Raw genomic sequence first — 25,309 nt, forward strand, 5'->3', positions numbered from 1 at the left:
ATGAAACTACAAGATATTATAAAACAATTATTAGTTGTAGTCTTGGTTGGTCTATATGGATGTTCAGACTTTTTGGATCCCAAAATAGATGACAATTACAACGATGAAACTGTTTGGAATGACCGAACATTTGCTATGGGAGCATTGGTAGATGGTTATGCTCAGCTACCTACTTACTATGATTGCTTTTCAAACAATTATCTTGATTGTGCTACCGATAATGCTGTAACTAATGATTATAATACTCAGATTTTGAATATGGCTTTAGGTTCATGGCGTCCTGATTATAATCCTTTTGATACATGGACTAATTGTTATAGGCAAATTCGAAATATGAATTATTTTCTGGAACGGGCTTCACAAATTAAGTTTTCCAATAAAGATGAACTCAATACGATTATCCAACATCGTTCAAAAGGAGAAGCTTATTTTCTAAGAGCATGGTACCAATTTGAGTTATTAAGCCGATTTGCAGGAATTGCTACAAACGGGCAGTTGTTAGGCTTCCCGATTGTCACAGCATCTCTGCCACAAGATGAAAATATCAAGCAAGCCCGTAATTCGTTTGATGATTGTGTAAAGCAGATATACGATGATATTGACAATAGTTTGTTATATCTTCCTAAAAAATATGATGATGCAAATAATGCAGAATTGGGACCGACAAAAGAAGGTCGCGCTACCATGATAGCTGCAATGTGTTTGAAATCGCGTGTGGCACTTTATGCAGCGAGTCCATTATATACTGTAGAAAAAAATGAAGCTGAAAAAAACAAATTATGGGAATCTGCTGCTCAATATGCTATGGAGGCTATTCAGCTTAGTGGGACTTCGTTGCCGGCAATGAAAGCTGACTTTTTTGAAAAGCCTGACCATGCTGAAGTTTTGTGGCGTAACTATCAAGAAGATATTAATACTCCTGAGCAAAATAATTTCATTCCCCAGTTATATGGTTGGGGACGTACTAACCCGTCACAACAATTGGTGGATGCTTTCCCTATGAAAAACGGTTATCCTATTACTGATGTTGAACATAGCGGATATACACCTGATAATCCTTATATTGACCGTGATCCACGTTTTGATTTAGCAATTTTGTATAATGGTGCTATTTTTTCAAAAACAAAAGTTGAAACTTTTGAAGGGGGATTAGATACAGAAAGCAATAAAGAAAAGGCTACACGTACAGGTTATTATTTACGTAAGACTATAAGTGAAAATGTATCTCTCATTCCTGGACAAACTGTAACCAGAGCTAAACATCACTATTGTATTTTCCGTAAAGGCGAATTATGGTTGAACTATGCAGAAGCAGCTAACGAAGCTTGGGGACCTAAAGCTGATCCACTTGGGCTAGGTAAAACTGCAGAAACGATGTTAAAAGAATTACGTAAAAGGGCTGGAATAGATTCTGCAGATCCTTATCTTGGAGAAATGGCATCAGCTGGGAAAGATGAATTTCGTCAGTTGGTTCAGAATGAACGTCGTATTGAATTGTGTTTTGAAAATCATAGATTTTTTGATGTAAGGCGCTGGATGCTTCCTTTAGAGGTTATAAATACACCAGTAAAGGGGGTTACAATTCAAAAAAACGGTGACAAGTTTACATATGATTTTGACAGGGTTGTTGAAACGCGAAATTATCGAGATTATATGTATTATGGTCCCATTCCTGAAGCGGAAGTAAATAGTACCAATGGGCTAATTTTGCAAAATAAAGGATGGTAAAATGAGTATTCTCTTTTTTATATTTTAAAGATTAAAATCAAACAGTAATATGAAAGCTAAATTGTTTTTTTTATTAACGGTAATTTTATCTTTAACTTCTTGTCAGAAGTATGAAGATTTTATTGAGGATTTTGACTATTCCACTACTTATTTTGCGTATCAAAAGCCTGTACGTACAGTTTTTTCCGATGATCTGTCTATTGAAATAGGTGTGGTATTAGGAGGAAAGCGTGAAAATAAAACTGATGAGAGAGTAACTTTTCAAATAGAACCGGAAATGTTGCAGGATGTTGATTATGTGGGGAGCAATCAGTTTAAACTATTACCGGAGGATTATTATTCATTGAGTGATAATAATACAATTATTATTCCTAAAGGAAAATTTTTGGGAACAGTCAGATTGACCTTGAATAAAGAAAAATTTTTGATGGATCCTTTAGCAGTTGAAAGTACCTATGCTTTACCAATTCGAATAACTGAAAGTTCTACAGACCAGATTTTGAAAGGGGATATTGAGGCCGGTATTGCAGCTAAGGATTATACCATAGTAGTCATTAAATATATCAGTGAATATCATGGCGTGTACTATCATCGGGGGCAACGGACATCGTATGATAATTTAGGAAATATGATTGAAACTTTAAAGTATGTTGGAGAACATGAAGAAGATATATATATAAAAAATCTGGTGTGGAATTTGGGGACTATCAATGCTTCAAGTTTGACTACAGATGGTGTTGCGGAATTTCTATCTGGGACTTCCAAATATTCAATGGTCTTGAATATTAATGAAAACAATAGTGTATCCATCTCGGATAATCTAAGTCCGGGGAGCTCTCAAATCACAGGTATCAAGGATCTTGGTGATTCTAAGTACGACAGAGAGAAAAAGCAATTCTATTTGAATTATGAGTATATTGACGAAGCCAGCGGAATACGATATGTAATGGCTGATACTTTAATTTATCGTAATACTGAAATGGAACTGGAACTGTGGGATTAAGATATACGAGTGATGAAAAAATACTTATATACTATTATATTTGTCTGGCTATGCTTTTGTAGCCAGGCATTTGCTCAGTCTCAACCTTCTTTGTCGTTACCGTCAATTCTTAGCGACCATATGGTATTACAACAGAACTCAAAAGTGAAGTTTTGGGGCTGGACTAATCCCCGTACAACTGTACGCATTATTCCTTCATGGGGAAAAGATACCATTATCGTGAAGGCTAGTAATAGAGCACGTTTCGAGGTAGAATTACAAACTCCTCCAGCCTCAAAAAATCCCTATCAAATAGAGGTAAAGATAAAAGGTAGGGATGTAATTATTAAAGATATCCTTATTGGTGAGGTATGGTTATGCAGTGGTCAGTCTAATATGGAATGGAATTCGGTTAAGGGTATTCAAGATGTAAAAGATGAATTGCCACGTGCCAATAATTCTGAAATACGCTTTTTTACTGTAGAGAAACAAACATCTCCATTTCCTCAGGATGACTGTCGCGGTCGTTGGATGGTATGTTCTCATGAAACACTAAAATTATTTTCTGCCGTAGGTTATTTCTTTGGGAAGAAGCTTTACCAGGAATTAGATAGCCCTATTGGACTGATTAATTCTTCTTGGGGAGGAACTAATATTGAAACCTGGATGCCTTGTGAAATAATGGATGAACATCCTGAATTTGCCAAAGCGTGGCAAACCCTCAACGTAAGTACTGGCTGGGATATTTCTCCATCTACTACTTATAATGCCATGATACATCCTTTAATGCCTATGCGGCTTGCAGGTGTTATCTGGTATCAGGGCGAAGCCAATCTTGCCAATGGTAATTATTATGCAAGTATGTTTACGTCTATGATCACAGCTTGGCGTATAGGGTTTTCTGATAATGAGCTTCCGTTTTATTATGTACAAATAGCTCCGTATGCTCGTTATAAGTTTGCTTCTCGAGCTGCGGCACAAGTTAGAGAACAACAATATAAGGTATCTAAACTGCCTAATGTTGGCATGGTTGCTATACCTGATTATGTTGATAATATAAAAGACATACATCCCAGGTACAAACGTCCTGTAGGTGAACGTTTGGCACATTGGGCTCTTGGGGAGAAGTATAATAGAAAAACTGCAGCTTATAAACATCCTTCTTTTCTAAAGATGGAAAGAGAGAAATCTAGTATACGAATTTGGTTTGATAATGCTGAAACAGGGATCATATGTAAAGGTAAAGATCCGCTTACTTTGGAAATTGCGGGAGAAGATATGAAATTTGTTCCTGCTAAAGGTAAGATAGATAAGAAAACCAATACATTAATAGTCACGTCGACCAAAGTAAAATATCCTATCGCTGTACGATACAGCTTTTCTAATGATGCGATAGGCAATCTCTTTTGTTTCAACGGACTACCGGTATTGCCATTTCGTACTGATAACGAAGTCGTAGAAATATTCTAAACAGTCAGGAGTAATGAGAAAAAAAGTATTATTTATCATTTTGCTTTGTCTACTCGCGAGTCAATGTGTTTTAGCACAGAAAGTGTTTGTAGAGGGAAATATGACTGACATTTCTACGGTATCCCCTCAAACTGAGTTGTTTTTGAAGTCTAACTTATTTAAGTTTGGCAAGGAGATAAATCAACATCTTCAGGGGAAAATGTTTATTCGCCGGTTTAAATATTGCCAGTCAGCGATAAAAATAAGGAGTGAATATCCTGTTACAGTTTATTTAGCTGCCATGACACCTGTAACCAATAAAAAATGGAAGCCATTGAATGAGTCTTTTGTATCTGGAAGTCAAAGGTTCTATCTTTATAGTTACGAATTGGATAGCAGATGGATTACTGTGCCTGATATGGATGGAAACAGTTCGCTATTATTTGCATCACAAATTGAACGGGTTAATTTTCCTGTAGTGCCGGGTATAGTTATTTATAATTCAGATAATTCGGATCGTAATTTTGTAACGGATCCTGCGTTAACGGTTTTACCGAATGGTGATTACATAGCTGGGTGCAGAGCGCGTTTTAGTGGTAAAGCCGGATTTGTACGTCTTTATCGTTCCACTGATAAGGGGCAAACGTGGAAGGTACTTTCTGAGATTCCTGAAGTTGGTTTTTATAGTATTTTTGTTCATAACTCTGTTTTATATTTAATGGGCACCAAAGGAGGTTTTAATCATATGGTTATTTTACGTTCGGATAATGGAGGACGTAATTGGACTATACCCATCGACTCGAAACATGGATTACTAAGTGGAGAATCTAAAAGTTATCATTCAGCATCCGTGCCGGTGGCTTATGCAAAAGGTAGAATTTGGCGTGCTATGGAAGATAACCTTCCCAAAGGCAAGCGATATTTTAGGGCATTTATGATGTCAGCTCCTATCGATGCCAATCTTTTAGATTCGGCGGTGTGGACCCGTTCAGAGGCATTACCCTATGATTCGACTTGGCTTGGTACTGATCGGACATTCAATGGTTGGCTTGAAGGGAATGCTGTTGTTACCCGTGAAGGGGATGTGGTAGATATATTGAGGATTGAAGAGCGCAATTTTGATGGAAAGGCGGCAATGGTCAGGATTAGTGGCGATGGTAAACGAACCTATTTTGATCCTCAAACGGATATTATTGATTTGCCGGGGGCTTCTAAGAAATTTGTAATAAGATTTGACTCTATTTCCAATCTCTATTGGGCTATTACTAATCACGTATTTGAGCAAGATTTGGGGAAAGAACATTGTGGCTTATTGCGTAATAGATTGGTATTGACTTCCTCATCGAACTTACGAGATTGGCAAGTTCGGGATACGCTTATCAGTCATGAAGATCCTCATTTTCATGGTTTTCAGTATATTGATTGGCTTATTGAAGGAAATGATATTATTGCTGTTTCGCGTACAGCATTTGATGATAAGAATGGTTTACCTAAGCGACAACATGATGCTAACTATTTGACGTTTCACCGTTTTAAATCATTTAGAAAAAGTTTAAAGTCAAAAAATAAAGACCTATGACGAGAATATATTTTTTATCCATAATTCTGTTTTTATCTTTTCCAATTCTGGGAGTTGCACAAATTAGTCAAGATTTGATACCATTAAAGTCCATGGCTCCAGATGGGATCGGCCCTCTTTCTCTTCCTCATTTGCGTCATATGGTATTGGGTAGTGCGTTTGTTTATAATGGTGACTGTCCCGACCTCTTTATCACTGGGACAGGAAAAACAACGGAACTTTATCTCTATAAATGGGTGAGAAATGCGGAAAATGGTATTCCTATATTTGATAAACCTCATAAAATAACATCTCCATTTAAGTTGAAGGGTACAATATTTCAAACCGATGATCGAACTGTTCATGCTTTGTGGTTGAAAAAAGACTCTGTAATCCACACCGTTTTCAATCTTAAAAATCGATCGTTTGATAAGGTTGGAGGTATTGGACTACCTAAGTTAGCTTCTGTCCCTCAAAGTATAGCTGCACGCATAAATAAAGATCAAAGTGTAGATTTATTCTTGGAACTGGTGGGTTATAGAATTCCGGCAAAGTATGCTAACCAAAATCCTTCGAGCAAAGAATGGAGACCTTATGACGAAGCAGGTGTTTCTACTACTCCGCTTCATTATACCTATCTATGTAATATACGCTATTCTAAATTATTGTCTGGTGTTCCTTCTGTAAAACCGATGATCACTCATAGCCAGAAAGAAACTCGCTGGGGGATGATGAATATTGCGATGGTAACACTGAGAAAGAATGGTATACAGGAGTTGATATGCGGGTCAAGATTGGGGAATTTTACATACTATTCACGTCCGGAGCTTTCGCAAGATACTCTTGCTTTCCGTCATTATGTAGTAGGTCCTGATAAGATATTGTTACAGCATCCCAGCATATCGGCTTCTGTATGTTCTTATGTTGATGTTAAAAATGGGGTAACTAATATTATTGCTGGGGGCGAAGGTGCTGTTTATTTTTATAAATTTTCCGGTGAATTTACTCAGGATGGTCACCCTGTTTTCAATCAACCATTACCAGTCTTGCAAATAAATGCGGATCTTTATTGTGGAACATTACCAGTTCCAAGTGTGATAGATTGGGATGGAGACGGGAATGAAGATATTATTATTGGCAATTCAGAAGGACATGTGCTTTTCTTTAAAAATATAGGCAGTAATAATAGCCCACATTTTATACCTAAAGGAAGAGTACAAGCTAATGGTAGGGATATTCATATCCAGGCTGGATATTCAGGTAGTGTACAAGGTACTCCGGAATCTCGTTGGGGATATCTTTCTCCAACTGTTGTAGATTGGACTGGTGATGGATTGCCTGATATTATAATGGGTGATATCACTGGGAAATATACTCTTTATGTGAATAAAGGGACACTGACGGAACCAAAACTTGATGCACCTCAACCTCTTTTTTGTGAAGGACTAGAGCTGCATGGAATGTGGCGTTCAAGAGCGGCTGTGGCAAAGTTTGGTGATCGTATGGCGTTGGCGATAGTTGATGACAATGATTTATTTCATTTGTATTGGAAAATAGATAATTTCCATCTAGAAGATGGTGGTGAACTGAAACTGGAGGATGGAAGTCCTATATTAACGAGTGCCGAGCCTGCAGGAGGTACAGGAAGATGTAAACTTAATTTTTTCGATTATGATGGAGATGGACTGCTTGATTTAATTATTGGTACCGGGAGACGTTCGGCAATCCCTAATATGGAGACTGGCTATCCTTTACCTATTTTGGGAAAGAAGACGATGGGAACTCCTTTGTTTATGAAGAATGTAGGTAGCTCATCATATCCCGTTTTTGCTCATCCTTCTCCATTTAAGCATCCGGTTACGGGGTTAGTGCAACCTGGTGGCTCGCACGAAAGTGGAGCCGTAGGCACTAAGCTGGGTGGAGGGATGCAACGTAATTTATTAGTTGGGAATGAAGTTGGAAGGCTTTATTTGTTACGGGGAGAGCATTTGGAATTTATGACGGCAGATGAAGCAAAAGAATATAGAAATAAACCTAATCCATTTCCGGGATTTCCGCACCCTGGAGAAAAAACAAAATAAGCAGGTTCATATTTTCCCATATAAGTTGTCATTCTTAAATGTAAAAAATATTTATAAATGAAAACCGTTTAGGTAGATACTATAACAAAAAGAGAGTTTGTTGGATAAAAAACAAATTCTCTTTTTGTTTATATAATTAGGCTAGAATTTAAAACTCTCCGATTTTACATACACTTTGAAGTCTTTAATGCCTCCGGGCGCTTCATTTTCCATTCGTGGCAGGTACTGAATGCCACTCAATGTGTGTGTAGCTCCTAAATCTATAACCACGGAATGTGGGTATAGGCTGCCTTTGGTCGTACTCCAGTAAGTTGACTCCTGAAGGTCGAACAGCTTGTCGGCAGAACGGTTCACGTGGGCGACCTCCTCGCTGTCGGCATATTCCACAACCCAAGGTTCGCGTGACAGGCGTTCCCCGTCTTTATTCAGCACATACATTTCGGCAATGCAGGCAAGGTTTTTGTTGTCTTGTGCACTAATCGCTTCCAGACAAATGTAGCGTCCGGTAACAGGCTGTTCAAAGCGTACTTCCTGCCAGCCGTTACCCGGCTTGAAGCTTCCGCTGAAGATAGGTCTTTCTCCGGATAAATCCAGCTTTTCACCTTCTTTACGGTGGGTCAGGGGTTTGCTGACGAGCAACCGGTCGAGCAGCGGCTCGCTCAGTCCCTCGGATTTGGCGGCTTTAGGACCTATGATGTCGAATACAAGTATTTCATTCTTTCCTTTTTTCAACCAGCATCCCGGTACGTAGAGCGTTTGTTGTGGGCCGATTTCCCAGATTCGTCCCAAAGCATACCCGTTGACGTAGACAAGACCTTTGCCCCATGTCTCGAAGTTAAGGAAAGTATCACTCGGCCTCTTTACTTGGAAAGTGGCACGGTAACATCCCGGAATGCGTTGGCCGAGACTGTCCCTCAAAGACTGTATGGGTTGGAACTTCATCTGTTGATAAAAATCGTAAGTATCTTCCAGATTATAAATCTCCCAGTCTTTCAGGTCACAGACGAAAGGATGGTCTTCTACATCCATGGAAATCTCCACGTTGCGGGTGATACCTTTGTAATCCTTGATGGCCCTTCCGAAGTTGATGCGTCCCATGGCTTCCACGAGAATGTCAAGTTGTGCGCCTTTGTTACAGGCGGGCAGGCGCAGTTTCTTTTCTCCGTTCCGGCGGTCCAGTTTGCCGATATACTTACCCTCCAGAAATATCTGTGCATAATCGTGGGCGTCGTTGACTGTGAGAGTGAAGGGGGTTGCCATCCGTGGCAGGTTTGTGCGGTAGAGGATGCTTCCGAATCCCTGGTCGTAGTCTTCCATGGTACGGATGTCGCGGTCTTTCTTGGCCGCGGGCAGGTTGGAGAATAGAGGCGCTATCTCTGTAAATTCAAATTCCGGTATACATACAGGCTTGATGAGTGCCGGTACTTTGGATTGTTTTTCGCCGTTCATGTATTTTGCTAACGCTTTTCTCAGTTCCCGGTATTTGGGAGTCGTCTGTCCGGATTCGCTGATAGGTGCGTCGTAATCGTAGGAAGTTACGTCGGGGGCAAATCCGGGTGAGTTAGCTCCTGCCCAATGCCCCCAGTTTGTTCCTCCATGGGTCATATAGAGGCTGAAGGAGATATTTTTTGAGAGCATCTCTTCGATGCCTTTTATCATATCTTCCGCAGGTCTGGTTTCGTGGTTTGCTCCCCATTTGTCGAACCATCCGCTCCAGAATTCGGAGCACATCAGCGGGCTGTCCGGGCGGAGATTTTTCAGTTTGGCGAACTGTTGGTCTATGTTTGCTCCCGTACCGAAGTTCATAGTCCATATCAGGTCGTGCAGTCCGTTCTTGGTAAAGTTGGACGCCCAGTCGCATTGGAAGAGGGTGACGTCGCCGAAGTTGGCGCGTACGATGTCTCTGATTTGCGATACGTAGTGTTTGTCTTCCCCATAGGAACCATACTCGTTTTCCACCTGTACCATGATGATAGGACCGCCATTGGCGATGGTCAGGTCAGCCACCTGTCCGGCCACCGCTTTTTCAAATATGCCTACACGTTCTATGAAGTAAGGGTCCGATTCGCGTAAGCGGATATCTTTCTTTTTCAGTAACCACCAGGGCAGTCCTCCCATTTCCCATTCGGCACAGACGTACGGTCCGGGACGGAGGATGACATACATCCCGTTTTGTTGGCAGAGGCGGCAGAATTCTGCCAAGTCATTCTGTCCTGTAAAGTCGAACTCTCCCGGACGCGGTTCGTGTGCGTTCCAGAATACATAAAGACAAACGGTATTCATACCCAGCGCCTTGCACAGCTTGATACGCTGGCCCCAATAGGGCTTGGGTATGCGTGGATAATGCAGTTCCGCGGCTTTTACAACGAAAGGCTTGCCGTTCAACAGGAAGGTGCCTTGTCCGGCTTCAAAACGGGGTTGGTCTTCAAAACAATCTAAATTCCATTTGTCTTTCCAAGGAATAGTGATTCGGTTGTCTTTAAAATAAATCGGAAGCCATACATAGCGTGAGCTTTCCAAGTCCTTCTTGTTCCAGCGGTCGAACATGGCAATGTATGCGTTCTTTTTACCCATGACTTGCTGCACATAAGTACTTTGTGCATAGAATGTTTTGTCTGCATCCGGCCCGGTACAAGGATTGCCGATGGTATGCCATTCACCCATAATGGAGTCGGCTATGGCCAGTTCCGCCTGATTGGGATCCCAGCCAGTACAGCCGGAAGAAAGAAGGTAATATTTGCCGTTATGCTTGAATACGGCAGGGGCTTCCCTACTTTTTCCAATGAAATTGCGGGTGTACCGTCCGGTGGGCCTCAGATAATCGTCTGTGAGTTCACTGATATAAAGCGTTTCATTATTTTCGGATGAGTAAAATTGATAGGCTTTGCCGTTGTCGTCTACAAAAACGGTTTGGTCGCGGCTCATGGCATTATTCGGACGGAAGCTGCCTAAGTAGGTGAATTGTCCGGTAGGAGAGTCGCTGACAGCAACTCCGGCACATGCTTTACTGTAATCGGCACTTTCCACATGTGCCCACATTACAAACTTCTTTGTTCTTTCATTGTATATGACTTTGGGACGTTCCAATACTTTACTGGGATGCAGATCGTGTGACGTATCGTCTTTTACTGCTGGGAGTACGATGCCTTCGAACTTCCAGTTCAACAGGTCTTTTGAGGAGTAACAGCCAACGCCGGTTATATCTGTTCGATAACATTCCCATGTGGCCCATTGGGGTAGGATGGTCTTGCCTTTTTTGTATTCGCCATACCAATAGTAGGTTCCTTTGTGATAAAGTATTCCGCCTCCGTGGGCATTGATGGGGTTACCATCCGTATCTTTCCATACTTCGCCCGGTGTGATAGCATGGTTGATAGGAGGGACTGTTGTCTGTGCCTTGACCGGTAAACAGGAAAGTCCCGTAATGAATACCATGCTCCAAATAAGTGTTTTCATAGTGTAATCTATGTTGATATCGTTTGAATTAATTTTATCTGTTTGCAAAGATACAAGAAAAAAAGGTTGCGGATAGGAGAATAATATGTCAAAAAAGACCAATAATACATCGTTATACTCATTTTTGCGGGTTTGTAATCCGATACTTTCTGTAAGTTCTTCTTATATATAAGGTGTATGGCTGATGTGTTGCATAACATTGTTTAGTAACACAGACGTTTTATTGCTTTTCTTTTGATTAATTTCTAATTTGCGGCTCACTAAAATAATGGCATACGGAAGCATGCTGAGTATTCACTTTAAATCTTATATATCATGAAAGTATATCAGACGAATGAAATTAAGAACATTGCCCTCCTTGGCAATGACGGCTCGGGTAAAACCACTCTCACGGAAGCGCTGCTCTTTGAGAGTGGTATTATAAAACGTCGCGGCAGAATTACTGCCAAGAATACGGTCAGCGATTACTTCCCGGTGGAGCAGGAATATGGCTATTCTGTGTTTTCCACCGTTTATCATGTGGAATGGAATGGTAAGAAACTGAATATCATAGACTGTCCGGGTAGTGACGACTTTGTGGGAGCGGCCATGACGGCGCTCAATGTAACCGATACGGCTATTCTGTTGCTGAATGGGCAATACGGCCCCGAGGTAGGTACTCAAAATCATTTCCGCTATACGGAGAAGCTGGGCAAACCGGTTATCTTCCTTGTAAACCAGCTTGACCATGAGAAGTGCGACTATGATATGGTACTGGAACAGCTGCAGTCAATTTATGGTTCTAAGGTAGTTCCCGTTCAATATCCGTTGGCTACCGGACCGAATTTCAATTCGTTGATTGATGTGCTTCTGATGAAAAAATATTCGTGGGGACCGGAAGGTGGAGCGCCCACTATAGAAGATGTTCCCGCTGAGGAAATGGAGAAAGCAACTGCCATGCATAAAGCATTGGTAGAGGCAGCTGCCGAACACGATGAAACTTTAATGGAGAAATTCTTCGAACAGGATTCCCTGACCGAAGACGAAATGCGTGAGGGTATCCGTAAAGGGCTGGCTTCTCGCGGTATGTTCCCTGTATTCTGCGTGTGTGCGGGAAAGGATATGGGTGTGCGCCGTTTGATGGAGTTCTTGGGTAATGTTGTTCCGTTTGTAGACGAAATGCCTCCGGTACACAATACACGCGGTGAAGTGGTGAAACCCGACTCCAACGGACCTACTTCCTTGTATTTCTTTAAGACTGCCGTTGAACCGCATATCGGTGACGTACAGTATTTCAAGGTGATGAGCGGCAAAGTGCACGAAGGAGATGACTTTACCAATGCCGACCGTGGCTCTAAAGAACGCATTGCGCAGATTTACGCATGTGCGGGAGCCAACCGTATCAAGGTGGAAGAAATGGTGGCCGGTGATATCGGCTGCACGGTGAAGCTGAAAGATGTGCATACGGGCAATACACTGAATGCCAAAGGCGCTGAAAACCGTTTCAACTTTATTAAATATCCGAATTCCAAATATTCCCGCGCTATCAAACCACTGAATGAAGCCGATACGGAAAAAATGATGGCTATCTTGAACCGTATGCGCGAGGAAGATCCGACATGGGTTATTGACCAGTCTAAAGAATTGCGTCAGACCATTGTACACGGGCAGGGTGAATTCCATCTGCGTACGTTGAAGTGGCGTTTGGAGAATAATGAAAAATTGCAGATTAAGTTTGAAGAACCGAGAATTCCGTATCGTGAAACTATCACGAAGGCTTCTCGAGCCGACTATCGCCATAAAAAACAATCCGGTGGTGCCGGTCAGTTTGGTGAAGTTCACTTGATTGTAGAACCTTATTATGAAGGTATGCCGATGCCGGAAACTTATAAGTTCAACGGACAGGAATTCAAGATGAACGTGAAGGGTGTTGAGGAAGTTCCGTTGGAATGGGGTGGCAAACTGGTATTTGTAAACAGTATTGTGGGCGGTTCTATTGATGCCCGCTTCATGCCGGCCATTCTGAAAGGTATCATGTCTCGTATGGAACAAGGTCCGTTGACCGGTTCGTATGCCCGTGACGTACGTGTCATCGTGTACGACGGTAAGATGCACCCGGTAGATTCCAATGAAATCTCCTTTATGTTGGCAGGACGCAATGCGTTCAGTGAAGCGTTTAAGAATGCCGGTCCGAAGATTCTGGAACCGATATATGATGTAGAGGTGTTTGTTCCTTCCGATAAGATGGGTGATGTAATGGGCGACCTGCAGGGACGCCGTGCCATGATTATGGGTATGAACAGCGAAGCCGGCTATGAAAAGCTGATTGCTAAGGTTCCTTTGAAAGAAATGTCCTCGTATTCTACGGCATTGAGTTCATTGACGGGCGGTCGTGCTTCGTTCATTATGAAGTTCGCCAGCTATGAGCTTGTTCCGAGTGATGTACAGGATAAACTAATCAAAGAATTTGAAGCAAAGCAAGCTGAAGAATAGAAAAATTAATAAATAGTTAAAGCCGTCGTTCGCTCATTGTGGGGGAATGGCGGCTTTTTTATTAACACTGATTAAGAACATAGGGAAATGTGAATGTTAATATTTAATTTTTTATTAAATTTGCAAACCAAAGGTGTCTCATTTTGTTATAATGCTCGTAATACAACTTAAAAAACCTTCTACGGTTAATTAACGAGAACACCCGGTTAAATCAGGTTAATTTGTTAGGAGTGTTAATTAGGGAGTGTTAATTTTGTGACTATGAAAAAGTCGACAATATGGATATTAGGCGTCGTTATGGGCCTTTCTTTCATCAGTTTGCTATATCTGCAGATTAGCTATATTGAGGAAATGGTGAAGATGCGTAACGAGCAATTTGATGAATCGGTGAAGCGCGCTTTAATGGCAGCTTCAAAAGATGTGGAGTCTGCGGAGGTTGACCGCTGGTTGCGGGAGGATATCTCTGAAGCGGAAAAGAGAGCGTGGGAACAGAGTTCGCAAGGTAAAGGCGTAGCTCGGACGCAGAGCTTTACAGTGACATTGCCGGATGGGACCAGATATTCGGCTGTTGAACTGAAAACATTTACCAACGAGGCCTCGGAATTGCCGAGGGCAATGATATCGCGTAAGCATGGGACGAAAACGATACCTCAAACATCACGTTCGTTGGCAGATGCCATAAAGAATCGTTATCTGTATCAACGGGCTTTGCTGGATGAGGTGGCGTGGCAGATGATATACCGTGCCAGTGACAAGCCGATAGAGGAACGGGTAAATTTTAAGAATTTAGACCAGTATTTGAAATCGGGATTGATTGACAACGGTATTGAGTTGAATTATCACTTCAAGGTGATAGACCGGGACGGCAGGGAAGTATATCGCTGCTCGGATTATAGTGATGAAGGCGGTGAGAGTTCTTACTCACAACCCTTGTTTCTGAACGATCCGCCTGCACGTATGAGTATCGTCAAGATACATTTTCCGGGTAAACAGGATTATATTTTCGATTCGGTCAGCTTTATGATTCCGTCGATGATATTTACTTTTGTTCTGTTGATAACGTTCATCTTCACGATTTATATCGTGTTCCGGCAAAAGAAGCTGACTGAGATGAAGAATGACTTTATTAATAATATGACGCACGAGTTCAAAACACCGATTTCGACCATTTCGTTGGCGGCGCAGATGTTGAAAGACCCGGCAGTTGGTAAATCACCGGCAATGTTCCAGCATATATCGGGCGTTATTAATGATGAAACGAAACGACTTAGGTTCCAAGTGGAGAAAGTTCTCCAAATGTCGATGTTCGACCGGCAGAAGGCGACATTGAAAATGAAAGAACTGGATGCCAATGAACTGATTACCGGAGTAATCAATACGTTTACCTTGAAGGTGGAACGGTACAACGGAAAGATTGAGTCGGAACTGAAAGCAACCGATCCGGTTATTTTTGCGGATGAAATGCATATTACGAATGTGATTTTCAACCTCATGGATAATGCGGTGAAGTACAAAAGACCGGATGCAGACTTGCAGTTAATGGTGAAGACCTGGAACGAACCGGGCAAACTGATGATTTCTGTGCAAGACAACGGTATAGGTATTAAGAAAGAAAATTTGAAAAAGATATTTGATAAGTTCTATCGCGTGCATACAGGTAATCTGCACGATGTTAAAGGCTTCGGGCTTGGACTGGCTTATGTAAGAAAGATTATTCAGGATCATAAGGGAACCATCCGTGCGGAAAGTGAGCTGAATGTTGGAACTAAATTTATTATTGCATTACCTTTATTAAAAAATTGATTGATATGGATGAGAAACTGCGTATTTTATTGTGCGAAGATGATGAGAATCTTGGCATGCTTTTAAGAGAATATTTACAGGCTAAAGGCTATGCAGCCGAGTTATATCCTGATGGAGAGGCCGGATATAAGGCTTTCCTGAAAAACAAATATGACTTGTGCGTATTTGACGTAATGATGCCGAAGAAAGACGGTTTTACATTGGCGCAAGAAGTTCGTGCTGCAAATGCTGAAATCCCCGTTATCTTCTTGACAGCCAAAACTTTGAAAGAAGATATTTTGGAAGGTTTCAAAATCGGTGCGGATGATTACATCACCAAACCGTTCAGTATGGAAGAACTTACTTTCAGAATTGAGGCTATCTTGAGACGTGTTCGTGGCAAGAAGAACAAAGAAAGTAGTATTTACAAGATTGGTAAGTTTACTTTTGACACTCAGAAACAGATTTTGTCAACACCGGAGAAACAGACTAAATTGACTACAAAAGAGTCGGAATTGCTGGGCTTGCTTTGTGCGCATGCTAATGAAATCTTGCAGCGTGACTTTGCATTGAAGACTATCTGGATTGATGATAACTACTTCAATGCACGCAGCATGGACGTATATATTACCAAACTGCGTAAGCACCTGAAAGAAGATGAATCTATCGAGATTATCAATATTCACGGAAAGGGATATAAACTTATTACTCCGGAAGCTGAGTCCTAACGGGCTCGGTCTCCGGACAGTGGAAAATAAAAAAAGGCGGTTGCATTGCAATCGCCTTTTTTTATTTCTTTTTCTCGGTATTAATCAGCAATTCTCTTGTTGATAAGGATGTAAGAAATCAATCCTATTACAACTAAAACAGCGCTGGTTCCCAGAATCGCGTTGTTATTTACATTGCCGGTAAAAGAACATGCAACCAAGATTACAGCTCCTACCAAGATTAATATCAATCCCAGATTTTTTAATAAGCCTTTCATATGTGTGTATTTTAATAGATTATTATTTTCGTATTCTTGTCACAAAGAAAAGCATAATTCTTTAACAAGCGAAATTATTTTTGCAAAAAAACTATTATTCAACCTAATTTAATGAAGAACGAAGGACAAAATAATTTTTCATTCTTCATTTTCCTAGTCTTTCGTATTGAAAAATATTTTTCTCAGCACTTCCTGGCTCACACTTAGTTCTTCAATAGTAATACCTTGTAATGCTTCTTTCAGTGTTTGATTGGCAATGACACGAGCACGTTCCTCCAACTCCTTACCGTCTTTGGTAAGGTGTATCAGATTGGTGCGGCGGTCTTTTTTATCAGAAATGCGTACTACAAGATGCTGGCGTTCCATGTTGTCTATGAGACGGGTCATGCTGGGCTTGTCTTTAAAAGTTGCATTACACAACTCTTGTTGTGTCACCCCGTCTTTTTCCCATAAGAAGATGAGGACAGTCCATTGTTCGGGAGTGATTTCCAAACCGTTCTGTCTGAAGTTGCGTGATAATTTGCGGTTAATGGCTGCGGATACTTTGCCATTGAGTATGGCAAATATCAGCCGGATATCAAAGTTGAATTGCTCTATCATGAAATTATTGTTTAAACAACTTTGCAAATATAGTATAAGTTGGATACAATACAAAATAAGTCCGCTTATTTTTGTAGTTCAAAATAAAATGCTTACCTTTGCACCCGCATTTAATAAACGAATAATTTATTTATTTAATTAAACGAGTATGAATCAATACGAAACCGTTTTCATTTTGACTCCCGTTTTGTCTGATGTTCAGATGAAGGAAGCGGTAGAAAAATTCAAAGGCATCCTTACTGCTGAAGGTGCTGAGATTGTAAATGAAGAAAACTGGGGACTGAAAAAGCTGGCTTATCCAATCCAGAAGAAGTCAACCGGTTTCTATCAGCTGATTGAGTTCAATGCAGAACCTACTGTAATTGAGAAACTGGAATTAAACTTCCGTCGTGACGAGCGCGTTATCCGCTTCTTGACTTTCAAGCAAGACAAGTACGCTGCTGAATACGCTGCAAAGAGAAGAAGTGTTAAATCAACTAAAAAGGAGGATTAATCATGGCACAACAAGTTCAATCAGAAATCAGATATTTAACTCCGCCCTCAGTAGACGTTAAGAAGAAAAAATACTGCCGTTTCAAAAAGAGCGGTATTAAGTACATCGATTACAAAGATCCTGAATTCTTGAAGAAATTCTTGAATGAACAAGGTAAAATCCTTCCGCGTCGTATTACAGGTACTTCTTTGAAGTTCCAACGTCGTGTAGCTCAAGCTGTGAAGAGAGCACGTCACTTGGCGTTGCTGCCTTATGTAACTGACATGATGAAATAATAGGAGGAGGAAAGTATGGAAATTATATTGAAAGAAGACATAGTAAACTTGGGTTATAAGAACGATATCGTAACCGTTAAGTCCGGTTATGGTCGTAACTACCTCATCCCGACAGGAAAAGCTGTCATTGCTTCTCCTGCTGCAAAGAAAATGCTGGCTGAAGAGTTGAAACAACGCGCTCACAAGTTGGAGAAAATCAAAAAGGATGCTGAAGAACTGGCTGCTAAACTGGAAGGCGTATCTTTGAAGATTGCTACTAAGGTTAGCGCAACCGGCACTATCTTCGGTTCAGTTGGTAATATCCAGATTGCTGAAGAGCTGGCTAAATTGGGTCACAACATCGATCGTAAGATTATCGTTGTTAAAGACGCAGTGAAGGAAATTGGTAACTACAAAGCTATCGTTAAATTGCACAAGGAAGTTTCTGTAGAAATTCCTTTCGAAGTAGTTGCTGAAGAAGCATAATATAGAATTCTATATAAAGGGAGAAGCCCGGTTTCTGAAAAGAGACCGGGCTTTTTTTTGATTTCCAGTCATTCAGAGCGAAGCGAAGAATCTCCTTTCTTGGTGGATATAGGGAAGAGATTCTTCGCTTCGCTCTGAATGACTGGAAATGGTAAAACTGTTTTGTAGGTCACTTGCAAAACTATGTGGAGAAATAGATATACTTACGGGCATAAAAAAAGTCTGCCCGTACTTTCGTACGTCAGACTTTCAATTCTCTCTAATGTTGTACTGAAATTATTCAGCTACAACTGCTGCGCTATCTACTGCAGTAGTATCAGCTACTGCTGCGGCTGCTGCTTCAGCTGCGGCTGCTTCTACAGCTGCGATTGAGTCAGCGATGCGGATTGAGTCAGCTGTTGCTTGTTCAGCGTTAGCTGCTTTGTTACCACAAGATGCGAAAGATACTGCTACGATAGCTACGGCCATCAAAACTAATTTTTTCATTTTCTTTACTTTTAAAACGTAATACAATCAATTGCTTTATTAAAACGATGCAAAGGTATGTACTTTTTAGATACGTTGTTCTTAAAACCCCAACTTTTTTTATAATTTTTTTTGAGGATAGCCCGTTTTTTGCGCTTTTGGTATGTTTTATAACATATTAAACCTCTGCAATGCTGTTATATAGATACCTTTTGATACTTCTTTTGGGCGTTTTTTCAAATTCTGTCGGATAAAGCTGTATTTGGCTGACCTTTTCGTAAGCGGCAACGCTGTTATTCAGGTTTTTGAGATTTTCGTCCATAATGGTCTTTATATTCTCCGGATTATTCAGTCCTAAGGAGTCCAGAGCTTCATAGTCGGCATAGACTAAGGCTACCAGTTTCTTGTTGCGTTCAATAACAAGGCTTTCCAAAACAAACGGCATATTATTGAGACGAGCCTCTATTTCCTCCGGGAAAATATTTTGTCCGCTGGAGCTAAGAATCATCGTTTTGCTACGTCCGCGTATGTAGAGATTGTTGTTTTCGTCCAAAGTGCCTAAATCACCGGTACGCAACCAGCCGTCTTCGGTAAACACTTCTTTGGTGGCTTCCGGATTCTTGTAGTAGCCGGCCATTACATTTTCACCGCGCACTTGTATTTCTCCGAGGCGGTCGTCCGGATTTTCCTTGTAGATACGGGCTTCCATGATGTCAAGCACCCGTCCGGAGGAGGTCGGTACAAATTCATTCCATGGGGCGTAGCTGATAAGCGGAGCGCATTCTGTCATGCCGTAACCGATGGTAAACGGAAATTTGATACGATGAAAGAACTCTTCCACTTCCGGATTCATGGCGGCGCCGCCAATGATAACTTCCTTGAACCTGCCCCCCAGCGCATCTACCAGTTTCTTACGGATTTGTCCGTATATCTGTCCGTCCAGCAATGGGATGCTGAGCGCCCATTTCATTGATTTTTTATTGATAATGGGTTGGATGACATTCTTGTATATCTTTTCGATAACGAGGGGTACGGTTATAATCAGATTCGGTTTTACTTCTTCAAATGCTTTCATCAGGATTTTGGGAGAGGGCACTTTGCCCAACAGTGTGACGTGAGTACCCACGGCAGTGGCGGTCAGAAAATCGAAAGCGCAACCGTAAGCATGAGCCAATGGCAGGAACGAAAGCACTTTATCACCTTTCTTCAGTAATTCGGTGCGAATGCCGAAAGTCACGTTTCCTGCCAGATTATTTCCTGTCAGCATAACGCCTTTGCTGAAACCGGTAGTGCCGGAGGTGTAGTTCAGCAACATTATCTTGTCATTGGAGAGCTCCGTATAGGTTACATCTTTTTGTGTGAAACCATTCGGATAGGTTTCTTCCATTTTGTCATCCAAGCGTCTGAGGAAGCGTTGGATAGTCTCTCCGTCACGCTGGTACAAACAGCGGAAATCATTGAGAGAGAATACGCCGCGCAAGCCGGTAAGCCGTTCCTCCTCCAGATGTTCCCAAATGGCATCGCTGGTAAAAAGGAATACGGATTCGGAATGGTTGACGATATGATGTACGTCATTGGGGTTGAAGTCCTGCAGGATAGGAACCACGATGCCGCCATAGGTGATAACGGCCATATAGGCAATGCACCAGCGGGCGTTGTTCTTGCCGATAACGGCGATTTTGTCGCCGCGGCGCAGGCTGCAATGCTTGAACAGCAAGTGCAATTTGGCAATTTCTTGCGCTACTTCTCCATAGGTGTAGCTTTCGTTTTCTCCATAATCGGTGTAGCAGGGGAGATCCCAATTCTCGCGGAAACTATGCTCGTATAGCTTGATAAAGTTTTCTTGTATCATTGCACGTTTTTTGATGAATTGTGCAAAAGTAGGAAAAATATAATAATAATGTGTACCTTTGTCGTGAAAAAGTGATTTAGGCTCATGATAGATACCAATATATTTCAAGATAAGACAGCGGTTTACTATACGTTAGGTTGCAAGCTGAACTTCTCTGAAACCTCGACTATCGGTAAGATTTTGCGGGAGGCAGGAGTGCGTACGGCACGCAAGGGAGAGAAAGCGGATATATGTGTGGTTAATACCTGTTCGGTGACCGAGGTGGCGGACAAGAAGTGCCGTCAGGCTATCCATCGGTTGGTGAAGCAACATCCGGGCGCCTTTGTGGTGGTGACGGGCTGCTATGCCCAGCTGAAGCCGGATGCTGTGGCAAAGATAGAAGGGGTGGATGTGGTTCTGGGTGCAGAGCAAAAGAAAGACCTGCTTCAGTATCTGGGCGATTTGCAAAAACACGAAAGCGGCGAGGCTTACACCTCTGCTTTGAAAGATATACGTTCGTTTGCTCCGTCGTGTTCGCGCGGCGACCGCACCCGTTTCTTCCTGAAGGTGCAGGACGGTTGCGATTATTACTGTTCTTATTGCACCATACCTTTTGCCCGCGGGCGCAGCCGCAACGGAAGTATTGCTTCCCTTGTGGAACAGGCCCGTCAGGCGGCGGCCGAAGGCGGCAAGGAAATTGTATTGACCGGAGTCAACATAGGTGATTTCGGCAAGACGACGGGTGAAACCTTTTTTGATTTGGTGAAAGCGTTGGACGAGGTGGAGGGTATCGAACGTTATCGTATTTCTTCTATCGAACCTAATCTGCTGACGGATGAAATCATAGAGTTCGTGTCCCGTTCCAAACGGTTCATGCCCCATTTCCACATCCCGTTGCAGTCGGGTAGCGATGAAGTGCTGAAGCTGATGCGCAGACGGTATGACACGGCTTTGTTCGCTTCTAAGGTGAAGAAGATAAAGGAAGTGATGCCCGATGCTTTTATCGGGGTGGATGTGATTGTAGGCACGCGCGGGGAGACGGAAGAATACTTTGAACAGGCATACCGTTTCATCCGGAGTTTGGACGTGACGCAGCTTCATGTGTTCAGCTATTCCGAGCGTCCGGGTACGCAGGCTTTAAAGATAGACTATGTGGTATCTTCCGAAGAAAAACACAGGCGCAGCCAGCTTCTGCTGGAGTTGTCGGAGGAAAAGACACGTGCGTTCTATGCCCGTCATATCGGACAGACGATGCCGGTTTTGTTGGAGCGCTCCAAGCCGGGGACACCGATGCACGGCTTCACTCCGAATTATATCCGGGTGGAAGTTCCGCATGATGATGCGCTGGACAATCAAGTGGTTCCGGTGCGTATGGGCGAGTTCAATGAAGACGGCACGGCGCTTTTGGGCGTGCTTGGCGGTGAGTGATGAGGGTTTAGTGATAAGTGATTAGTAATTAGCGAAGTGAAATCGAGATTAATCTATTGGCTGACTTATGCGGGTATGTGGCTGTTGGCACTGCTGCCTTTCAAGGCGCTCTATGCGCTGTCCGACGGATTTTGCTTTTTGATGCACCACGTTGCCCATTACCGGCGAAGGGTGGTGCGTAATAATCTGCGCAATGCATTTCCGGAAAAGTCCGAAGCCGAGTTACGGGCGATAGAACGTAAGTTCTACCGTTACATCTGCGATTATATGCTGGAGGAGGTAAAGATGCTGCGTATGTCTTTCGAAGAGCTTTGCCGCCGCATGAAGTATGAGAATAAGGAAGAGTTCCTTGCCATGATTGAAAAACATGGCGGCATCGTGTTGCTCATTCCCCATTATGCGAATTTTGAATGGATTATAGGCATGGGCGCTGTCATGCAGGAAGGAGACATACCGGTGCAAATCTACAAACCGCTGCATAACAGATATCTGGATGCGATGTTCAAGCGCATTCGTGCCCGTTTCGGCGGTTACAATGTGCCGAAACATTCTACGGCGCGTGAAATTATAAAACTGCGTCGTGACAATAAGCGCGTGGCGGTAGGAATGATTACCGACCAGTCTCCCAATATTAATGAGGCGCATTATTGGACCACTTTCCTGAATCAAGATACCGGCTTCATGGACGGTGCCGAGCGCATAGCCAAACTGATGGACTTCCCTGTGTTTTATTGTGAACTGAAGAAACAGGACAGAGGATATTGCAACGTACAATTTGACTTGATAACTGAAACTCCCAAAGAAACAGCTGACGGGGAGATAACGGAACTTTTTGCCCGCCGTCTGGAACAAACCATTTATCGTGAACCGGCTTACTGGTTCTGGTCGCACAAACGTTGGAAACTAAAGCGTAAGGATGCCGTGAGACATGGATAAGGTAGCCGTTGTCATATTGAACTGGAATGGATGTGAAATGCTTCGCTCATTTCTTCCTTCCGTGGTGCGCTATTCCGAGGCGGATGGCGCGGTGGTCTATGTGGCGGATAACGGCTCGACGGATGATTCCGTTGAAATGCTTCGCCGGGAGTTCCCTTCCGTACACCTTATTATATTAGACCGTAATCAGGGATTTGCCGAAGGCTACAACTTGGCTTTGCAACAAGTGTCCGCCGAATATGTGGTACTGCTGAACTCCGATGTGGAAGTGACCGGGCACTGGCTTGCGCCACTCGTAAGCTATATGGATGCACATCCCGAAGTGGCGGCGTGCCAGCCTAAGATACGCAGTTGGCGGCATAAGGAGCTGTTTGAGTATGCAGGTGCTGCAGGCGGATTTATAGACCGCTACGGTTATCCCTTTTGCCGGGGACGCATAATGGGAGTAGTGGAGCGTGACACCGGACAATATGATACTGTCATTCCGGTGTTTTGGGCTACGGGGGCTGCGCTGTTCATCCGTCAGAAAGACTATCAAGATGCAGGCGGACTGGACGGACGCTTCTTTGCCCATATGGAGGAGATTGACCTGTGCTGGCGGCTTCGTGCCCGTGGGCGGATGTTGGTCTGTGTGCCTCTGAGTACCGTCTACCACGTGGGCGGCGCAACATTAAAGAAAGAGAATCCCCGTAAGACTTTTCTCAATTTCCGTAACAATCTTGTAATGCTGTATAAGAATCTGCCGCAGGAAGAACTGGCTTCTGTGATGCGCGTGCGTGCAGTGCTCGATTATGTGGCGGCACTGAACTTTCTGCTGAAAGGCGAGTTTTCAAATATGTGGGCGGTGATTCGTGCACGTCGTGCTTTCCATTCGCTCCGTCCCTCGTTTGCGGCAGCCCGCGAAGAGAATCTGAAAAAAATATCCCTCCTGATAATCCCCGAACGGACAAAAAACAGTATCTTGGCACAGTTTTATCTGCATGGGAAGAGACTCTTCTCCCGCTTGTAAGAACTGTAATCTGTTTCTGATTGTTTATTTTTTAAAGTTACTTGCTTATGGACAAATTGGTTAGAAAGATTGGATTGGTGGCGCATGATGCCATGAAGAAAGACCTTATAGAATGGGTACTTTGGAATTCGGAGTTATTGATGGGGCATAAATTCTATTGCACAGGCACTACGGGAACGCTTATTCTGGAAGCCCTGAAAGAGAAGCATCCCGATGTGGAGTGGGATTTTACCATCCTCAAGTCCGGTCCTTTGGGCGGTGACCAGCAAATGGGTTCGCGCATTGTGGACGGAGAGATAGATTATCTTTTCTTCTTTACAGACCCCATGACTTTGCAGCCGCACGATACGGACGTCAAGGCCCTGACGCGCCTTGCCGGGGTGGAGAACATTGTGTTCTGCTGCAACCGCAGTACGGCAGACCATATCATTTCGAGTCCGTTATTCATTGACCCTACTTACGAACGTACCGTTCCCGATTATAGCACCTATGCCAAGAGGTTCGAAAACAAACCGGTTGTTGCCGAGGCGGTGGAGTCGGCAAAGAAACGGAAACGGAAGAAATAACATCTATTTAGATTTGTGCCACCGTGGTGGCACAGTTTTGCCATTGGGCTGGCACGGTTGTGCCATCGAATAGGCAAAGTTGTGCCATCACGATGGCACAACTTTGCTCTATGCAGTTCTTTCTGCGTTGATTTCTACTCCTGCCGCTTCAATATCCGCTCCCATTGGCGGATTCCGTTTGGACAGTTTCAGGTCTATACTTTCTACGGTAGGAAAATCGCGGAACAGGCGTTCTACAATGCGTCCGCAAACGTGTTCCAATAATTTGGAAGGGATAGCCATCTCTTCCTTCACTGCTTCATACACATCGGCATAACTCACCGTGTTTGTCACATCGTCTGTCTCTGCGGCGAGGGCGATATCCGTTTTCAGCCGTAAATCAATGATAAAGTCATTGCCTACTATGGTTTCCTGTTCACCAACGCCATGATAGGCGAAGAAGTGCATCCGGTCTAAAAATATGTAGCTGGTCATGCTCAATGAATATATTTCTTAAGGTACAAACATATGGATAAAATCTTTGTTCTACAACAATCAGGGCGTGAATGCCGAATATTTTGATAAAAAAAGACGTGAGTTTTTTCTTTTTAATAATATTTCTATACCTTTGAGGAAAATTCAGTGGCGACTGAAGTTTGATTTTTTAGAGAAAGTATTATTAGAAGCGTTGTGCTTTGTCCTTTAACATGAAAACCTAGGAAATTTTCATTTTTTACGCAAGGACAGCACAGTGGATTCTCACGTTTAC

General features: G+C 42.7%; 21 protein-coding genes. 15 read left to right on the forward strand and 6 right to left on the reverse strand.

Annotated features, from left to right (window positions below):
- From KG118_RS14140 to KG118_RS14160, 5 genes are read left to right on the forward strand one after another with little or no spacing between them, the layout of a single operon-like run.
- Positions 1 to 1,728: a RagB/SusD family nutrient uptake outer membrane protein gene (locus KG118_RS14140; RefSeq protein WP_233514859.1), complete on the forward strand. Its 1,728-nt coding sequence runs from the start codon at positions 1 to 3 to the stop codon at positions 1,726 to 1,728.
- A gap of 49 nt (positions 1,729 to 1,777) precedes the next feature.
- Positions 1,778 to 2,731 (forward strand): BT_3987 domain-containing protein, encoded by a 954-nt coding sequence (locus tag KG118_RS14145; protein ID WP_117710927.1) that lies wholly within the window; start codon positions 1,778 to 1,780, stop codon positions 2,729 to 2,731.
- Positions 2,732 to 2,743: 12 nt separating this feature from the next.
- The gene (locus KG118_RS14150) at positions 2,744 to 4,180 is read left to right on the forward strand and encodes a sialate O-acetylesterase (RefSeq protein ID WP_233514858.1); all 1,437 of its coding nucleotides are present in this window, start codon (positions 2,744 to 2,746) and stop codon (positions 4,178 to 4,180) included.
- A gap of 13 nt (positions 4,181 to 4,193) precedes the next feature.
- On the forward strand, positions 4,194 to 5,738 hold the full coding sequence (locus KG118_RS14155; RefSeq protein WP_117710925.1) for a sialidase family protein: 1,545 nt from the start codon (positions 4,194 to 4,196) through the stop codon (positions 5,736 to 5,738).
- Positions 5,735 to 7,798 (forward strand): FG-GAP repeat domain-containing protein, encoded by a 2,064-nt coding sequence (locus tag KG118_RS14160; RefSeq protein WP_117710924.1) that lies wholly within the window; start codon positions 5,735 to 5,737, stop codon positions 7,796 to 7,798. The genes KG118_RS14155 and KG118_RS14160 overlap by 4 nt, the downstream gene beginning before the upstream one ends.
- A gap of 141 nt (positions 7,799 to 7,939) precedes the next feature.
- Here the strand turns inward: KG118_RS14160 and KG118_RS14165 are convergent, their stop codons facing one another.
- Positions 7,940 to 11,254: a beta-galactosidase gene (locus KG118_RS14165; protein ID WP_117710973.1), complete on the reverse strand. Its 3,315-nt coding sequence runs from the start codon at positions 11,252 to 11,254 to the stop codon at positions 7,940 to 7,942.
- A gap of 315 nt (positions 11,255 to 11,569) precedes the next feature.
- Here KG118_RS14165 and KG118_RS14170 point away from each other — a divergent pair, with 315 nt between their 5' ends.
- The 3 genes from KG118_RS14170 to rprY all read left to right on the forward strand — a co-directional run bounded on the left by KG118_RS14170 (position 11,570) and on the right by rprY (position 16,236).
- A complete protein-coding gene (locus tag KG118_RS14170; RefSeq protein WP_117710923.1) occupies positions 11,570 to 13,726 on the forward strand; it encodes an elongation factor G in 2,157 nt (718 codons plus the stop codon).
- Positions 13,727 to 13,987: 261 nt separating this feature from the next.
- A complete protein-coding gene (locus KG118_RS14175; protein ID WP_117710922.1) occupies positions 13,988 to 15,529 on the forward strand; it encodes a sensor histidine kinase in 1,542 nt (513 codons plus the stop codon).
- Between the two features lie 5 nt (positions 15,530 to 15,534).
- Positions 15,535 to 16,236, forward strand: coding sequence for a response regulator transcription factor RprY (gene rprY / locus KG118_RS14180; protein ID WP_009123069.1), 702 nt, complete (start codon positions 15,535 to 15,537; stop codon positions 16,234 to 16,236).
- A gap of 80 nt (positions 16,237 to 16,316) precedes the next feature.
- Here rprY and KG118_RS14185 read toward each other — a convergent pair whose 3' ends face one another.
- Together KG118_RS14185 and KG118_RS14190 are read right to left on the reverse strand one after the other, a co-directional pair.
- Positions 16,317 to 16,493: a hypothetical protein gene (locus tag KG118_RS14185; RefSeq protein ID WP_004288438.1), complete on the reverse strand. Its 177-nt coding sequence runs from the start codon at positions 16,491 to 16,493 to the stop codon at positions 16,317 to 16,319.
- Positions 16,494 to 16,646: 153 nt separating this feature from the next.
- Positions 16,647 to 17,093, reverse strand: coding sequence for a MarR family winged helix-turn-helix transcriptional regulator (locus KG118_RS14190; protein WP_022103713.1), 447 nt, complete (start codon positions 17,091 to 17,093; stop codon positions 16,647 to 16,649).
- Positions 17,094 to 17,241: 148 nt separating this feature from the next.
- On the opposite strand from KG118_RS14190, the gene rpsF reads away from it, so the two are divergent.
- From rpsF to rplI, 3 genes are read left to right on the forward strand one after another with little or no spacing between them, the layout of a single operon-like run.
- Positions 17,242 to 17,586 carry a 30S ribosomal protein S6 gene (gene rpsF, locus KG118_RS14195; RefSeq protein ID WP_004288441.1) on the forward strand — a complete coding sequence of 115 codons (345 nt, stop codon included), beginning with the start codon at positions 17,242 to 17,244 and terminating at the stop codon, positions 17,584 to 17,586.
- 2 nt (positions 17,587 to 17,588) lie between these two features.
- Positions 17,589 to 17,861, forward strand: a complete 273-nt coding sequence (gene rpsR / locus KG118_RS14200) for a 30S ribosomal protein S18 (protein WP_004288442.1) — start codon at positions 17,589 to 17,591, stop codon at positions 17,859 to 17,861.
- A gap of 15 nt (positions 17,862 to 17,876) precedes the next feature.
- The gene (gene rplI / locus KG118_RS14205) at positions 17,877 to 18,326 is read left to right on the forward strand and encodes a 50S ribosomal protein L9 (protein ID WP_117710921.1); all 450 of its coding nucleotides are present in this window, start codon (positions 17,877 to 17,879) and stop codon (positions 18,324 to 18,326) included.
- Between the two features lie 276 nt (positions 18,327 to 18,602).
- Here the strand turns inward: rplI and KG118_RS14210 are convergent, their stop codons facing one another.
- Both KG118_RS14210 and KG118_RS14215 read right to left on the reverse strand, forming a co-directional pair.
- Positions 18,603 to 18,812, reverse strand: a complete 210-nt coding sequence (locus KG118_RS14210) for a hypothetical protein (RefSeq protein WP_117710920.1) — start codon at positions 18,810 to 18,812, stop codon at positions 18,603 to 18,605.
- A 157-nt stretch (positions 18,813 to 18,969) separates the two neighbouring features.
- Positions 18,970 to 20,643 (reverse strand): long-chain fatty acid--CoA ligase, encoded by a 1,674-nt coding sequence (locus KG118_RS14215; protein ID WP_117710972.1) that lies wholly within the window; start codon positions 20,641 to 20,643, stop codon positions 18,970 to 18,972.
- An 84-nt stretch (positions 20,644 to 20,727) separates the two neighbouring features.
- Here KG118_RS14215 and mtaB point away from each other — a divergent pair, with 84 nt between their 5' ends.
- The 4 genes from mtaB to KG118_RS14235 are packed head-to-tail and all read left to right on the forward strand — an operon-like array spanning position 20,728 to position 24,561.
- Positions 20,728 to 22,050: a tRNA (N(6)-L-threonylcarbamoyladenosine(37)-C(2))-methylthiotransferase MtaB gene (mtaB, locus tag KG118_RS14220; RefSeq protein WP_117710919.1), complete on the forward strand. Its 1,323-nt coding sequence runs from the start codon at positions 20,728 to 20,730 to the stop codon at positions 22,048 to 22,050.
- 36 nt (positions 22,051 to 22,086) lie between these two features.
- On the forward strand, positions 22,087 to 22,986 hold the full coding sequence (locus KG118_RS14225; protein WP_117710918.1) for a lysophospholipid acyltransferase family protein: 900 nt from the start codon (positions 22,087 to 22,089) through the stop codon (positions 22,984 to 22,986).
- Entirely contained in the window at positions 22,979 to 23,995 is a 1,017-nt protein-coding gene (locus KG118_RS14230) for a glycosyltransferase family 2 protein (RefSeq protein ID WP_117710917.1), read from the forward strand. Before KG118_RS14225 ends, KG118_RS14230 begins: the two co-directional genes overlap by 8 nt.
- A 47-nt stretch (positions 23,996 to 24,042) precedes the next feature.
- On the forward strand, positions 24,043 to 24,561 hold the full coding sequence (locus tag KG118_RS14235; protein WP_117710916.1) for a methylglyoxal synthase: 519 nt from the start codon (positions 24,043 to 24,045) through the stop codon (positions 24,559 to 24,561).
- A gap of 108 nt (positions 24,562 to 24,669) precedes the next feature.
- Here KG118_RS14235 and folB read toward each other — a convergent pair whose 3' ends face one another.
- Positions 24,670 to 25,035 carry a dihydroneopterin aldolase gene (gene folB, locus KG118_RS14240; RefSeq protein ID WP_117710915.1) on the reverse strand — a complete coding sequence of 122 codons (366 nt, stop codon included), beginning with the start codon at positions 25,033 to 25,035 and terminating at the stop codon, positions 24,670 to 24,672.
- Positions 25,036 to 25,309 lie beyond the last annotated feature (274 nt).

Source organism: Bacteroides propionicigenes, from assembly GCF_018390535.1.
Classification (GTDB): Bacteria; Bacteroidota; Bacteroidia; order Bacteroidales; family Bacteroidaceae; genus Bacteroides; species Bacteroides propionicigenes.